The organism is Agarivorans sp. JK6 (assembly GCF_045277145.1).
Lineage (GTDB): Bacteria > Pseudomonadota > Gammaproteobacteria > Enterobacterales > Celerinatantimonadaceae > Agarivorans > Agarivorans albus.
This window is the reverse complement of the sequence record NZ_CP113525.1, coordinates 3,873,578-3,888,310: the sequence shown is the minus strand read 5'-3', so window position 1 is coordinate 3,888,310 and position 14,733 is coordinate 3,873,578. Positions and strand designations below refer to the sequence as shown.

Below are 14,733 nucleotides of genomic sequence, written 5' to 3'. Positions count from 1 at the left end.
GGAGTGATTGATGATTTACATTTTTGGTTATGGCAGTTTAATTGATGCAGATTGCAGACAGTGTACCTTTCCTGGTGAACATGCGTATGCAGCGCGGTTACATGGTTACCAACGTTATTGGAGTGGTTTGAAAAGCGCTGATGATCGTTCCGCTGTTGTAATTACTCCCGATAATAATGCCAGCGTGAATGGGGTGCTGATTCCCTTTGATGAAAGCTTCTTGCCTGAACTGGATAAACGCGAAGAAGATTACGATAGAGTGTTACTCGATGTTTCACAGCTTGATCTCTTAGATACGCTGCCAAAACCAGCCGTTAAGATATATACCTATGTGGCTAAAGAGTATTGGCATCCACAGAGCAATAGCCCTATTTTACAGTCTTATTTAGATGTGTGTTTGCGAGGGTGTTTGGCGGTAAATGAGCAATACGCGCGTGAGTTTTTGCTTTCGACCAATTATTGGGTAAGCCACTGGTTAGATGACCGTCATCAACCTATTTACCCAAGGGCCATTAATATGGATGCTCTAGCCTTAGAGCAAATTGATTCGATACTAAATGATATGGCGCATTTGGCTGATTACAACCCGGTCGCTCAGAGCTAAGAATTTAGGTATAAAAAAAGGCGCCTTAGGCGCCTTTTTTAGCTTCGATAAACGTAAATTACAGTACGTGTACAGAAGAAGTGTTAGTAGTACCAGAAGGTACTAAGGCACCAGATACCATCACTACGATGTCGCCTTTGTTTGCAAGACCTGATTCCATCGCTAAATCTTTACCAAGCGCGTAGAAAGAGTCAGTGCTTTCAATGCTTTCAACAACGTGAGGAATAACACCTTTAGTTAAGCAAAGTTGAGCAGCAGTTTTAGTGTTAGTAGTAATTGCTAAGATGTTAGCTTGTGGGAAGTATTTACGAACAGATTTCGCAGACTTACCACCTTCAGTAGCAACAACAATAAGAGGAGCACTTAGCTTCTCAGAAGTTTCTACAGCACCTTTACATACCGCTTCAGTGATGCGTAGTTTACCGCTATCACGTGCTGGATCTAAGTTAGAAGGCATTACTGCGTCAGTACGACCACAAATAGTTGCCATGATAGATACAGCTTCTACAGGGTATTTACCTTTAGCAGACTCACCAGAAAGCATTACTGCATCGGTACCGTCTAGGATTGCGTTAGCAACGTCGCCCGCTTCTGCACGAGTTGGACGTGGGTTTTTGATCATTGAATCAAGCATTTGAGTTGCAGTGATAACCAATTTACGAGCACGGTTACACTTCTCAATCATCATCTTCTGAGCGAAGATTACTTCTTCAACTGGGATTTCAACACCTAAGTCACCACGAGCAACCATGATACCGTCAGAAACTTCTAGAATTTCGTCGAAGTTATCTACACCTTCTTGGTTTTCGATTTTAGAGATGATTTGGATCTTCTCGCCGCCATTCTCTTTAAGAAGTTGACGAATTTCTAGTACGTCTTCCTTCTTACGAATGAATGATGCTGCGATGAAGTCAACACCTTGCTCACAACCAAAGATTAAGTCGCCTTTATCTTTAGCAGAAAGAGCAGGAAGTTGAACGATAACGCCAGGAAGGTTAACACCTTTGTTTTCGCCTAAGTCACCGTTGTTAAGAACAGTACACTTAACTTCGTCATCAGATACTGCGATAACTTCCATTTCAATTAGGCCGTCATCTACTAGGATGATGTTGCCTACTTTCAAGTCAGCAGCAAAACCAGGGTAAGTTACCGCTACGCGAGTTGCATCGCCGATTACAGTTTGGTCTGTGGTGAAAGTGAACTCTTGACCAGCAACTAAGCTAACGTCTTCGCCGCCAGCTAGTTTAATAGTGCGGATTTCTGGACCTTTGGTATCCAATAAAACAGCAGCAGATTTGCCAGTGTTCTTAACAACTTCACGTAGGTTGTTGATGCGAGTGCCGTGCTCAGCAAAGTCGCCGTGAGAGAAGTTAAGGCGCATTACGTTCATGCCTGACTCAACTAACTTAGTTAGCATTTCTACCGATTCAGTTTTTGGACCAATGGTACAAACTATTTTGGTTTTCTTCATTGAAGTGACTCTCCGTTAAGGATGCTAGTAAAAAATCTGCGCACATTATACAAGATTGATCACAAAAGGATATGTAGAAAAATAACTACAAATCCGAATGTCGATCAAAATAATGTCGATTTATAATTCACAAATGTGGCTTGTTAATTGTGCAATTTTGTAAAAGCTCGCTGTTTTGCTCATTATTTGAGCATCTAGCAAGTATAAAAAAACCTCGCCAAACTGCGAGGTTTTGATGCGATTTTATCGCTTATTCAATTTCACCACAGAAACGATAACCTTCACCGTGGATGGTGGCGATAATTTCTGGTGTTTCAGGGATCGATTCAAAGTGTTTTCTGATGCGGCGAATAGTCACATCAACTGTACGATCGTGTGGTTTAAGCTCGCGGCCAGTCATTTTCTTTAATAAGTCTGCGCGGGTTTGAATTTGTCCCGGGTTCTCAACAAAGTGCAACATAGCGCGAAACTCACTACGTGGCAGTTTGTAAGTCTCTTGGTTTGGACTTACTAATGAGCGACTATTAATGTCTAAAGTCCAACCGTTGAAGCGGTATTCCTCAACTGTGCCTTTATCTTCACTCGCTACTTGACCATTTACGGTACGGTTAAGTAGGTTGCGAGCTCGAATAGTTAATTCACGTGGGTTAAATGGTTTGGTGATGTAGTCATCGGCACCAATTTCCAAGCCAAGGATCTTATCTACTTCGTTGTCGCGTCCGGTTAGGAACATCAATGCAATTTGCTCACGGTCGCGTAACTCACGTGCTAACAACAGACCATTCTTACCAGGAAGGTTAATGTCCATGATAATTAAGTGAACAGAATGCGCTTCTAATACGCTGTTCATTTCATTGCCGTCAATCGCTTCGAACACATTGTAACCTTCGGCTTCAAAAGTGCTTTTTAGCGTATTACGAGTGACCAGTTCGTCCTCGACAATTAGAATATTTGGTGTCATGGTCTTCCCCAATGCTGTTTAGAATAAAGTTGGCTTGTGAACAGGTAGCGCTATACAGAAGGTGAGGCAATGGCTACTTATTCATCCATGTTGAGTTTGTGTTAAAACTCGTTGAATGGCAAAAAAATAGACAAATAGTTTGTCTAAAACGCGTGATAAATCAGCGTACGAGACCTTCCACATGCATTGTTCGTTACAAGCAGTAAACATATTCTATGGGCTTAACAGTGATATAACAACTTGAGTCTGAAAAAAGCTTACGTTTTCTGCGGTGCTTTTGATTCAAATCAATCGAAAATTGCGAATAAAGCGAATTTTACTAATCAATACTGAAAATAAACTACATGTTTAATTTGTATCAAAACACCATTTTTCTGGCAAATACCGACTTTAAATATCAAGAACTTGCTGTTATCACCGCGAGTAATCCTGATGGTGTGACGCGAACTCGACGATTTAATCACTGGCTAGATTGTCATTTTATTTCATTTTTGCAGCGTCATCAGTTTCGACACTTTTGGGTATTTGCTGGCTCAAGGGATCTAAATCATTACGAATATAGTGCAATTGTTGACTGCTCGTTAATTGATGCTCAACATATTGCAAAGGCTTTCAGACAAAAGGCCTTTTATTGGTTAGATAACGAATGCTACCTTTACGACACAAAGCGTTTAGCGAGCGCCCATTCTAGCCTCGGAGAAATATCGCCCCGCTGGTTTAACAACCCTTGGGCTTACAACAAGATGATAGAGGACTATCACTATGCAAGATCTACTACCCGAATTGTGCGACCTATATCCAGCGCAAGTTAAATTATTCGAGCCCGTTTTCCAGATTTATGGAGCTAAAAAGCTGTTTCATGGCCAAGTGGAAACCGCTAAATGTTGGCAAGATAACAGCCGAGTAAAAGAGTTATTGGCCTGCCCTGGTGAGGGCAGGGTATTGGTTGTTGATGGCGGAGGAAGTACCCAAAGAGCCTTAATGGGAGATCTCATTGCAGATTCTGCTTACCTACAGGGCTGGGCAGGCGTGGTAATTTTTGGTGCTGTTAGAGATGTAGCTGCCATTAACACTATGGAATTGGGGGTTAGGGCATTAGCAGCTTGCCCGATGAAAACAGAGCGTAAGGGCTTGGGGGAAACAGCTGTGTCAGTAAGTTTTGCTGGCCAAACTATTCGGCCGGGTATGTACTTATATGCTGATGAAAATGGAATTTTAGTGAGTGAGCAAGCGTTGCAGTTGCCGGAAGGGTTTGCTTAAAAGCGATAGCCTAAACCAAACTGCACTTGTTGTTGTGTTTCTTTATCTTGTTGGGCCTCAACTTGATAAACGGCTTTCACATCAATGTTCTTCAGCAGGTGGTAGGTACTAGATAGTTCTAAGCTATGCTCAGTATTGTCGTACTTGGGTTGGTGAACTTGCACGAGTTTACTTTGGATAGACAAGCTTTTTAAGGGTTGGTAGTTAAGCCCAGTTGAAAGGTTAAAGCCTTTACGTGTGGCAATGTCGTCGTATTGGTTGTTAACCCCAGCTTCAACGAACAAAGATAGCTCGTTGCGAAGCTTGTGTTGATAACCACCGTTGAAAAACCACGAATCAACATCATTGGCTTCACCGGTACTCACAAACTGGCTGTTGTTGTAACCAGTGATGTACCAATTTTTCACTTGGCTACGTGACGATAGCTGAACGTGTTCGCCATCGCCGTAGCTTAAGCTCATTTCATTTTCTACTTCAGCGGCCGCTAAAGAACCGCTGGCAATAACAAGTACAGCAGCAATCGAATGCTGGAATAGTAACTTAGCCACTGCCGTCTCCTTGTTATTATTTTTCTTAGTAACAGTAGTATGGTTGATCATCACTTTAAGATCATTGTGGATCTTCAAAAATTTGCAGAAAGCCCAATAAATGATTTTAAAGCCAAATTTTCTAGCACAATCGTCTAGCGGTTAATAAATCGACGGCGTCTTCTGTATGGATATACGTCTTCAAACTGGCCGTTTTTAATGTTTTGCTGCAGCTCTTGCCAAAAACTGGCTTGAAAAAGCTCTGCATGTAACTCTTTAAATACCTGTTTAACGATGGGTTTTCCCAATAAAAAGGTGGCAAACTCCTCAGGGAAGATATCGTTTGGTCCCACCGAATAACAGGGTTGTGCCGCCCATTGATCTTCAGGATATTGAGATTTTGGAAACTCTCTAAAATTACATTCCGTCATATAGGAGATTTCATCATAGTCGTAAAATACTACACGACCATGACGGGTGACCCCGAAATTCTTAAACAACATATCTCCGGGGAAAATATTGGCAGCAGCTAGCTGTTTAATGGCATTGCCATACTCATCAATAACTTGCCGAGTTTGCGCTTCGTCAGCTTGATCCAGGTACATGTTAAGCGGGATCATTTTCCGTTCTGTATATAAGTGTTTAATGGTGATGGAATCTCCCTCGATATGCAGCACCGAAGGTGCAACCGCTTGCAGTTCATCTAGTAAGCTCTGGCTGAAGCGCGCTAGCGGAAATTCAACGTTAGAAAACTCTTGAGTATCTGCCATTCTACCCACTCTATCGTGCTGTTTTACCAGTCGATATTTCTCTTTCACAATGGCGTGGCTTACGTCTTTGGGCGGGGTAAATTCATCTTTAATAATTTTGAATACAACATCATACGAGGGCAGGGTAAATACACTCATCACCATGCCTTTAATGCCGGGTGCTAGCTCAAATTGATCACTGGAATTGTGCAAGTGATTGAGGTAGTGGCGATATAATTCGGTTTTACCATGTTTTTGACAGCCAATGGCGGTAAATAGCTCGTAGTCAGTTTTATTGGGTAAAAGTTGCTTAAGAAAGTTGACTATTCGGCGCGGGGCTGGGGCGTCCACCATGAAGTAAGAGCGCGCAAAGCCAAAAATAATACTCACTTCGTCACTATCAATTAGCACGCTATCAATGGCCACGTTGCCTTGCTGGTTAAGTAAGGGAAACACTATGGGAAAACTATGAGCTTCACTTGTGTATTGGCCAATAAGGTAAGCGGCTTTGTTTCGGTAAAACACCGGTTGTAACATGGTTATTTTGTGCAACTGTTGCTGAGCCAGTTGCGGAAGTTCCGTCAAGCGTTGCTTAATAAACTCTGTGTCGCGAGGTAAATCTTCGTATTCGATATTAAAGCTATAGTCTTCGAAGAGCTGCTTTAATAAGGTATCCAACGAGGTATTCTGATAAGTATGGGTAAGCAGTTGGTAATCAAACAGTTTGCTGCATCGGCTAGGGCGAATAAACAGTTGGCTTTCTTCTATATAGCGATGATGAAACAAACGTTGATAGACAGAATTGAAAAACGACTCGGCTACTTCAAAATTATCATGCTGTTTAAGCAACTCTGAGTAATGCGATTTTACCGCTGCGCAAAAGGCATCGCTTCGTTGCAGGTGGCCGGTGAGCTGTTTAATCGCTGCTCGGGCCTCAGTTACGTGGTGGTCATAAAGGCGAATACGTTCTCGTGAGGCAAGCTGCACCGACATCCAGTCGGCTTCTTCAAAGCGTTTTTGAGCACCTCTAGTTACTTCCAGGAAGCATTGATAAAAGCTATTGAAGCGCTGCAACATGGCGTGGGCGGCTTGGTGTTCCATTAATTGCGTCATAGGCTATTTCTTATTGTTGTTTTTTTATCCACTATGGCAGGATTTAAACACCTGTTCAAATTTTTGTTGTGAAGTTGCGGCAGTGGTAATTCACCTTCATATCTAGCACCTTACTCGGTTGTTTCGTCTATTTTTCGCACATCGAGTAAAGGTTGCTTTCAAGCGCTGAGGTTAAAAGGCGCTAGTGCCCTGAATTTTCGTTTAAAAGCTGCTGTTTTAAGCTATTTATTGTGCTCAATATCTATTACGCGGGGCCAAGCTTATTCTTTAAAAAACCTTCCTTTAAAGCATAAATAAGGCTAAAAGCGCACTTTTATGCATTTGGCTTAGATAAATAAAGCTTGACTATCCACCTCAGCTGGTTAAGGTATGGCCATAAATTGGATTTAGTTTTTTATTAAGATGCTAGTACGTTTTGCTTACACAACCACCGGAACTATTACCCGCACCACCACATGCGGGTCGGGCTGGTTGTAGCAACTTACTACATCGAAGAAAGCCCGTATCAACCACGATACGGGTTTTTTTTTGGGAGGAATAATGCGAGTCTTAAAATTTGGTGGATCATCTTTAGCTGACGCTGAGCGCTTTAATCGCGCTGCAGACATTGTGTTAAGCAATCAGCATCAATCTCAAATGGCAGTGGTATTGTCTGCCCCTGCTGGGGTGACCAATGATTTGGTTGCTGTAGTAGATAAAGTTAGTCACGGTAACGATGGCGAAAGCTATTTGACCCGCATTGACGCTACCTTCCAAGAGCTATTGTCAAAACTAAAAGAGAAGTATGCTGGCTTTGCCATCGAGCAAATGCAGTTAATGGTGCACCAAGAGTTGGGCGAGCTTCGCCAATTATTGAAGGGCGTAGCATTATTACAGCAGTGCCCAGACAACATTCGCGCCAAAGTACTGTCTACTGGCGAAAAGCTTAGCATTCATACTATGAACCACTTATTGTCGGTTCGTGGTCATAGCGCCGAAATCATCATTCCTCAGCAAAAGTTAGTGGCTACTTCCGGTGGTTATCTAGAAGCGGTTGTTGATATTCAAGCCTCTAAACAGCGTTTGAACAAGGCGATGATTCAAGAAGATCTCATCTACTTAATGCCTGGTTTTACTGCGGGTAACGAGCAAGGTGAAACTGTAGTGCTTGGGCGTAACGGTTCTGATTACAGCGCAGCAGTTTTGGCAGCTTGTTTAGATGCGGAATGTTGCGAGATTTGGACCGATGTAGATGGTGTTTACAACTGTGATCCTCGTATTGTTGAAGATGCTCGATTGCTGCGCAGTTTAAGTTATCCAGAAGCGATGGAGCTTAGCTACTTTGGCGCTAAAGTACTTCATCCCAAAACCATTGCCCCAATTGCTCAATACCATATTCCTTGCCTTATTAAGAACACCTTTAACCCACAAGGTGAAGGCACCTTAATTGGCGCGCAAAGCCCTGCACAAGATGACTTGCCAGTTAAAGCTTTATCAAGCTTGTCTGAACTAACCATGCTGACGGTTTCAGGCCCTGGCATGAAAGGCATGGTTGGCATGGCCGGGCGGATCTTTGAGAGCATTTCGCGCAGTAAAGTATCGGTTGCCCTTATTACGCAATCTAGCTGCGAATACAGCGTAAGTTTTTGTATTCACAGTATTGATGCATCGCGTGCCTTGGCTGCGCTAAACGAAGAGTTTGAACTTGAGTTAGCTAACCAGCTGTTGGAGCCAATTGAAGCCATTGATAAGTTGGCGATTATTTCTTTGGTGGGCGATAGCATGCGCCGCAGTAAAGGCGTTGCCGCACGCTTTTTTACCTCTCTGGCAGAAGTGGCGATTAACATTGTTGCTATTGCTCAAGGTTCGTCTGAGCGTTCAATTTCTGCGGTTGTGTCACAAGACAAAGCTGCTGAAGCAATTCGCGCTTGTCATCAGAACTTCTTTAACAGCATGCACTTTATCGACTTATTCCTAATTGGGGTAGGTGGTGTTGGCGGCGCTTTGTTAGAGCAGATTCATGCCCAGCAGAGTCATTTAAAAGAACAGCAAATCGGTATTCGCGTATGTGGCGTAGCTAACAGCCGTAAGTTGCTATTAGATTCAAAAGGTTTGGATCTTGAGCACTGGCAAGAGCAACTGGCAGCAACCGAAGAAAATGGTGGCTTTACTTTAGACAATGTCACTAACTTGGTAGACCAAAGCCACTTAATTAATCCTGTGATCGTAGACTGTACCAGCAACGATGATATTGCCGGTAAATATGCAGAATTTTTAGCGAATGGCTTCCACGTGGTTACAGCCAATAAAAAAGCCAATACTTCGAGCATGGAGTACTACCAGCAGCTACGTAAAACAGCCATGGCAATGCGCCGTAAGTTCTTATACGACACTAACGTAGGTGCTGGTTTGCCAGTGATTGAAAACCTACAGAACCTGCTAAAAGCGGGCGATAAATTAGAGCGCTTTAACGGTATTTTGTCTGGTTCTCTGTCATTTATCTTTGGCAAGCTAGACGAAGGCATGAGCTTTTCTGAGGCCACTACAATCGCCCGTGAAAATGGCTTTACCGAACCAGACCCGCGTGATGATTTATCGGGTATGGATGTAGCGCGCAAGCTGCTAATACTCGCGCGTGAAGCAGGCATGCCACTAAGCATTGAAGATATTCAAATTGATATGGCCTTGCCACCAAATTTTGATTCAAGCGGTGATACCGAGGCGTTTATGCAACGTTTGCCTGAAGCAGACGCTTATTTCGCTAAGCTTATGGATGAAGCGGCCGCCGAAGGCAAAGTACTGCGTTATCTAGGCAGCATCGATAAGGGTGTTTGCAAAGTGTCGTTAAGTGCCGTTGCGGCAGATGACCCATTACACCGCGTGAAAGACGGTGAGAATGCCTTGGCCTTCTACAGCCGTTACTACCAGCCAATTCCATTAGTATTACGTGGTTATGGTGCGGGTACTGCAGTAACAGCAGCGGGCGTATTTGCCGACGTATTAAGAACGCTTAACTGGAACCAAGAGGTGTAATATGGGTGTTGTTGTTTATGCTCCAGCCTCTACAGCCAATGTAAGTGTAGGTTTCGACAGCTTAGGTGCAGCGCTGTCGCCAATTGATGGGCAGCTGTTAGGTGACCGAGTATTGGTTGAAGCTGCCAGCGGCGATGATGTGATCATCGAAAATGTTGGTCCATACGCACATAAACTGCCAGCCGATCCTAAACAGAACATTCTTTACGATTGCTACCACTACTTTGTTAAGCAGTATGCAGAGCATCATGGCAAGGTACTTGGCTGCGTTAAGATGACCCTAGAAAAGAACCTGCCTATTGGTAGTGGTTTGGGTTCTAGCGCGTGTTCGGTAGTGGCTGCGTTAGAGGGCTTAAATGCCTACCTTGATTCGCCATTTAATAAAGAGCAAATGCTCATTATGATGGGCGAGTTAGAAGGCCAAATTAGCGGCAGCGTGCACTACGATAACGTAGCGCCATGTTATTTAGGTGGCATGCAGCTAATGTTGCAAGAAGCTGGGGTGACTAGCCAAGCTATTCCCCATTTTGAAGATTGGTATTGGATTGTTGCCTACCCAGGCATTAATATTTCAACCGCTCAAGCACGCTCTATTTTGCCGGCGCAGTATCGCCGCCAAGACACCTTAGAATTCGGCCGTAATTTGGCAGGTTTTGTTCATGCCAGTTATAGTAAGCAGCCAGAGTTAGCCGCAGCCTTATTAAAGGATAATATTGTGGCTGAACCTTACCGTGCGAAATTGATTCCAGGATTTGATGAAGTACGCAGCTATGCAGCGCAAAGTGGTGCATTAGCGAGCGGTATTTCAGGCTCTGGGCCAACGGTTTATATTGTTACCCCAGTATTAGAACAAGCTGAGCGAACCAAGGCTTGGTTAGAACAACACTTTATTCAAAACGAAGATGGATTTTGCCATGTTTGTAAAATTGATGAGCAAGGCACACGAGTAACAGGAACGTCGCTATGAATTTATATAACTTAAAACACAACGAAGAGCAGGTGAGCTTTACTCAGGCTGTAAAACAAGGCTTGGGTAAACAGCAAGGTTTATTCTTTCCCGATAGCATTCCTGCATTTGATGATATTGATGCGGTGCTGGACTTAGATTTTCACGCCCGTTGCGCAAAGTTGCTCGCGGCTTTATTAGACAACGAGTTGTCTGAAGCTGAGCTATTTGACATGGTAAGCAAGGCTTTCACTTTTACTGCACCTTTAAATAAGGTGACTGAGCAAATCAGCGCGCTAGAGCTATTTCATGGCCCAACCTTAGCCTTTAAAGATTTTGGCGGCCGCTTTATGGCTCAGTGTTTAGCCAAGTTCTCTAATGGTAATAAAACCACTATCTTAACCGCTACCTCGGGTGATACCGGCGCAGCTGTGGCACATGCTTTTTATGGCATGGAAAACATTAACGTAGTGGTGCTTTACCCGAAAGGTAAGATTAGCCCACTGCAAGAGAAGTTGTTTTGTACCCTTGGTGGCAACATTACTACGGTAGCGGTAGAGTCTGACTTCGATGCTTGTCAAAGCATGGTTAAACAAGCCTTTGACGACCAAGAGCTTAAACAAGCTATTGGCCTAAACTCGGCAAACTCTATCAATATTAGCCGTTTGGTGGCGCAGGTTTGTTACTACTTTGAAGCTGCTGCACAGCTACCTAAAGCGCAACGTGAGCAACTAGTGGTTGCAGTGCCTTCAGGCAACTTTGGTAACTTAACCGCCGGTTTAATTGCTAAAGCTATGGGCTTACCGATTAAGCGTTTTATTGCTGCCACAAACGTAAACGATACGGTGCCACGTTACTTAGCGTCAGGTAACTGGGAGCCTAAACCAACACAAGCTACCTTATCTAATGCGATGGACGTTAGCCAACCAAACAACTGGCCACGTGTTGAAGAGCTGTTTAAAACCAAAGGCTGGCCGCTAAGTGACCTAGGCAAAGGTGCCATGACTGATGAGCAAACTGCTGAAGCGGTTAAAGCATTAGATGACTTAGGTTATGTGTGTGAACCGCATGGCGCGATTGCTTACCAGCAGCTTACCGAGCAACTAGCCGATGGCGAACAAGGTTTATTCTTATGTACCGCTCACCCAGCTAAGTTTAAAGAAAGCGTAGAAGAGATTTTACAACGTGAAATTGACCTACCTAAACCGCTAGCTGACCGCGCAAACTTAGACTTGTTATCTAAAGAAATGCCAGCTGATTTTGCTCAACTGCGTACTTTATTAATGAGCATCTAAGCTGATTGGTTAAACGACGTAAAACAGCGCCCTTTATGGCGCTGTTTTTGTTTGTAAAAGAAATGGTGAAAGCATGAAAGCCAGCCTGATAATTAGCATAGTGAGTGGTTTAATAAGCGCTGCTACAAACGCTGAGCCTAGTAATGCTTGGCACTACCAACAAAGTGCTGAGCAGCAATTGAGTTACGCGGAATTAGTTGATCAATCTGGTGAGGTTAGTCTAATGTTTCGCTGCATTCATGGCGAACTGGACAGCTTAATGCGCCTTGCAAATGGGCCTTTGCAGCCAGCGTATAACTTTATGGATTGGCAATTCACCCAGCCGCAGAATCAGCTAACTAGTTTTAATGTTCTCTATCATCACTTTGATGACGATTATTATCAGCTGGGGGCGGGTTATAACAGCTGGTTTGAGCTGTACTTTACTATTATGCAGTATTCGCAGATGCGTTGGTCTAGCAATGACTTTGCTGGCATAGAGTTTTTGTATCACGACTCAGCCGCGATTAGCCTAGTGATTCAGCAATGCCCAGAGGCTTTTCAAGCTTCTTATGGCGAGTTGGCTGAGCAGTTAAGCCAAGAGCTAGTTGCGGCACGTAATGCCGGTAAGCATCAACAAGTTAATGATATTGAGCAAGCTATTGAGCAGCTGGTACATTTCGCCACTCAGTTGGCTCAATTAACGCAAGTGCCGTTGCTGATTAGTGACTAGGGCCTGTTGATCTTTGCTGATGGTTTTTGCAGCAATTTATTAGCCATTTAGGCAAGGCAGTGAGTGTGCAGTTAAGTGGGCTTAATAATCACTCGCTAACGCTGAATAAATGGCTAATAAATGCTGCCGGAAGGGTTCAGATAAGCGAACTTTACTCTTTGTTAAGCACTTCTAGCTTAGCCCACTAGGCTTCTAAGTACTCGCCGCGATTAAAGCCCGCTTATCTCGAACAAAATTTCAACACCAAAGATCAACAGACCCTAGTTAGTCAAATAAATATCGCTTAGCTATCAAGTTGATCTTTGCAGCGTTCTCACGCATATTGCAAAGATTGCTAGAACAAAATACGAAAACTATGAGTAAAGTGTTAAAAGATTTGCTCGAGCTATTAAGCTTAGAGCGCATTGAAGAAGGCCTATTTCGCGGGCATAGCCAAGATTTAGGCTTTGGTGCAGTATTTGGCGGCCAAGTAATGGGGCAGGCCTTGTCTGCCGCTAAAGAAACAGTGAGTGAAAAGCGCCAGGTTCACTCTTTCCACTCTTACTTTTTACGACCGGGCGATCCAAATCATCGCATCGTTTACGACATAGAAAGCATTCGTGATGGTCGCAGTGTATCTACTCGCCGTGTTAAAGCGATTCAATTTGGTAAGCCTATTTTCTATATGACGGCGTCTTTTCAGCAGCCGTCTACTGGTTTTGAACACCAAGATGAAATGCCTGACGTCGCAGCTCCAGAAGAACTGCAATCAGAGCAAGAGTATGCTTTTCAGCTGCGTGACATGCTACCCGATGCAGTGCGTGACAAGTTCATTTGTGATAAGCCGTTAGAGATGCGTCCGGTGGAGTTTGTTAATCCCCTCCAGCCAGAAAAACTCGCCGCTAAACGTTGTGTATGGTTTAAGGCTAATGGCCAAATGCCCGATGACGGGCGGATTCATCGCTATTTATTGGCCTATGCATCTGACTTTAACTTTTTGCCTACTGCTTTGCAGCCTCATGGGCGCTCATTTATTGAGCCGCAGATGCAAACCGCAACCATTGATCACAGTATGTGGTTTCACCATGATTTTCGCTTAGACGAATGGTTATTGTATGTGGTGGATAGCCCTGCAGCATCTAATGGCCGAGGATTGGTAAGAGGGCAGTTCTTTACTCGTGATGGCAAGCTGGTTGCGTCTACCATCCAAGAAGGCGTAATTAGAGAACGAAGTTAGCTTGTGTAGAGCCTAGATAACAAAAAAGCATGCCTAGGCATGCTTTTTTCGTTTTAGTTACTGAGTCTTATAGTGATTCAGTAAAAGTACGCGTAATTACGTCTTGTTGTTGCTCAGTAGTTAGAGAGTTGAAGCGAACAGCGTAACCAGAAACACGAATAGTAAGCTGCGGGTATTTCTCTGGGTGCTTAACTGCATCTTCTAACGTTTCGCGACGAAGAACGTTAACGTTTAGGTGTTGGCCACCTTCTTCGATTGGCTGAGCTTTCATTGGTACTTCGCGATATTCGATTTGACCTAGTTTATCGATAGCTACCACTTCATCTTCAGCGTATAGCTCGTCTTTTACACATAGGCAGCGAGCTTGATTTTGCTCGTTGTCTAGTAGCCAAAAAGAACCTAATAGTGCGTCGTTATCTGCTTTAGTGATTTGAATACCGGTGGTCATAACATACCTCATTAGCTAAAAGTTGTAATTTTATTACAGAATATAGCGATCTTTGAGCCACTTACGAATCATTATCGCCACTTGCTGTAACTATACTACAATTGACCTTAATCAAAAAAGGGTTTTTTTTGAATTTTATTATTATCTTTGTTGATTAAGGTTAAGAGGAGGTTTGATTGCTTGTGTTAGTGCCTTGAGCTGTGCTTGAATAAGAAATAAGCGTTTATCATTGATGTGTTATACAAGCATTTGTTTTTTATGGCTTAGTAGTTAACAAACAGTACAAACCCGCTTTTTGGCGTGTTTATCTTAAAAAGTGTGAACTGAGCGAAAAGCAAATCTGTCTAATAAACGATCTAGCGCAATAATAGTACAACGGTGAGTCCTTTATACTGATTTGAAAAGTGCTGGTTAGCCAA

At 43.4% G+C, this 14,733-nt stretch carries 13 protein-coding genes; 8 read left to right on the top strand and 5 right to left on the bottom strand.

The features are described from left to right. Window positions 1-10: 10 nt before the first annotated feature. Complete coding sequence (locus OV592_RS17860; protein ID WP_406609530.1) at window positions 11-604, top strand: gamma-glutamylcyclotransferase family protein; 594 nt, start codon at window positions 11-13, stop codon at window positions 602-604. 58 nt (window positions 605-662) lie between these two features. Here OV592_RS17860 and pykF read toward each other — a convergent pair whose 3' ends face one another. Continuing rightward, the gene (gene pykF, locus OV592_RS17855) at window positions 663-2,075 is read right to left on the bottom strand and encodes a pyruvate kinase PykF (RefSeq protein ID WP_016400843.1); all 1,413 of its coding nucleotides are present in this window, start codon (window positions 2,073-2,075) and stop codon (window positions 663-665) included. Window positions 2,076-2,325: 250 nt separating this feature from the next. Next, window positions 2,326-3,036, bottom strand: a complete 711-nt coding sequence (gene arcA / locus OV592_RS17850; RefSeq protein ID WP_016400844.1) for a two-component system response regulator ArcA — start codon at window positions 3,034-3,036, stop codon at window positions 2,326-2,328. Window positions 3,037-3,380: 344 nt separating this feature from the next. Here arcA and OV592_RS17845 point away from each other — a divergent pair, with 344 nt between their 5' ends. Both OV592_RS17845 and OV592_RS17840 read left to right on the top strand, forming a co-directional pair. Continuing rightward, window positions 3,381-3,848, top strand: coding sequence for a DUF3293 domain-containing protein (locus tag OV592_RS17845; protein WP_406609529.1), 468 nt, complete (start codon window positions 3,381-3,383; stop codon window positions 3,846-3,848). After that, window positions 3,799-4,296: a putative 4-hydroxy-4-methyl-2-oxoglutarate aldolase gene (locus tag OV592_RS17840; RefSeq protein ID WP_406609528.1), complete on the top strand. Its 498-nt coding sequence runs from the start codon at window positions 3,799-3,801 to the stop codon at window positions 4,294-4,296. The genes OV592_RS17845 and OV592_RS17840 overlap by 50 nt, the downstream gene beginning before the upstream one ends. On the opposite strand, the gene OV592_RS17835 is transcribed toward OV592_RS17840, so the two are convergent. Together OV592_RS17835 and aceK are read right to left on the bottom strand one after the other, a co-directional pair. Next, window positions 4,293-4,844, bottom strand: a complete 552-nt coding sequence (locus OV592_RS17835; RefSeq protein WP_338622226.1) for a hypothetical protein — start codon at window positions 4,842-4,844, stop codon at window positions 4,293-4,295. The two genes, OV592_RS17840 and OV592_RS17835, sit on opposite strands and share 4 nt — an antisense overlap. Window positions 4,845-4,978: 134 nt before the next feature. Beyond that, the gene (gene aceK / locus OV592_RS17830; RefSeq protein WP_406609527.1) at window positions 4,979-6,685 is read right to left on the bottom strand and encodes a bifunctional isocitrate dehydrogenase kinase/phosphatase; all 1,707 of its coding nucleotides are present in this window, start codon (window positions 6,683-6,685) and stop codon (window positions 4,979-4,981) included. Window positions 6,686-7,225: 540 nt separating this feature from the next. Here aceK and thrA point away from each other — a divergent pair. The 5 genes from thrA (at window position 7,226) to tesB (ending at window position 13,866) form a co-directional block, all read left to right on the top strand. After that, window positions 7,226-9,697 (top strand): bifunctional aspartate kinase/homoserine dehydrogenase I, encoded by a 2,472-nt coding sequence (gene thrA / locus OV592_RS17825; protein WP_016400849.1) that lies wholly within the window; start codon window positions 7,226-7,228, stop codon window positions 9,695-9,697. A gap of 1 nt (window position 9,698) precedes the next feature. Continuing rightward, window positions 9,699-10,664 (top strand): homoserine kinase, encoded by a 966-nt coding sequence (gene thrB / locus OV592_RS17820; RefSeq protein WP_406609526.1) that lies wholly within the window; start codon window positions 9,699-9,701, stop codon window positions 10,662-10,664. Beyond that, window positions 10,661-11,938, top strand: coding sequence for a threonine synthase (gene thrC, locus OV592_RS17815; RefSeq protein ID WP_406609525.1), 1,278 nt, complete (start codon window positions 10,661-10,663; stop codon window positions 11,936-11,938). Before thrB ends, thrC begins: the two co-directional genes overlap by 4 nt. Window positions 11,939-12,011: 73 nt before the next feature. Beyond that, a complete protein-coding gene (locus OV592_RS17810; protein WP_406609524.1) occupies window positions 12,012-12,650 on the top strand; it encodes a hypothetical protein in 639 nt (212 codons plus the stop codon). Between the two features lie 355 nt (window positions 12,651-13,005). Continuing rightward, window positions 13,006-13,866 carry an acyl-CoA thioesterase II gene (gene tesB, locus OV592_RS17805; RefSeq protein WP_152780454.1) on the top strand — a complete coding sequence of 287 codons (861 nt, stop codon included), beginning with the start codon at window positions 13,006-13,008 and terminating at the stop codon, window positions 13,864-13,866. Between the two features lie 67 nt (window positions 13,867-13,933). On the opposite strand, the gene grcA is transcribed toward tesB, so the two are convergent. Then, a complete protein-coding gene (gene grcA / locus OV592_RS17800; protein ID WP_016400854.1) occupies window positions 13,934-14,314 on the bottom strand; it encodes an autonomous glycyl radical cofactor GrcA in 381 nt (126 codons plus the stop codon). Window positions 14,315-14,733: the final 419 nt, after the last annotated feature.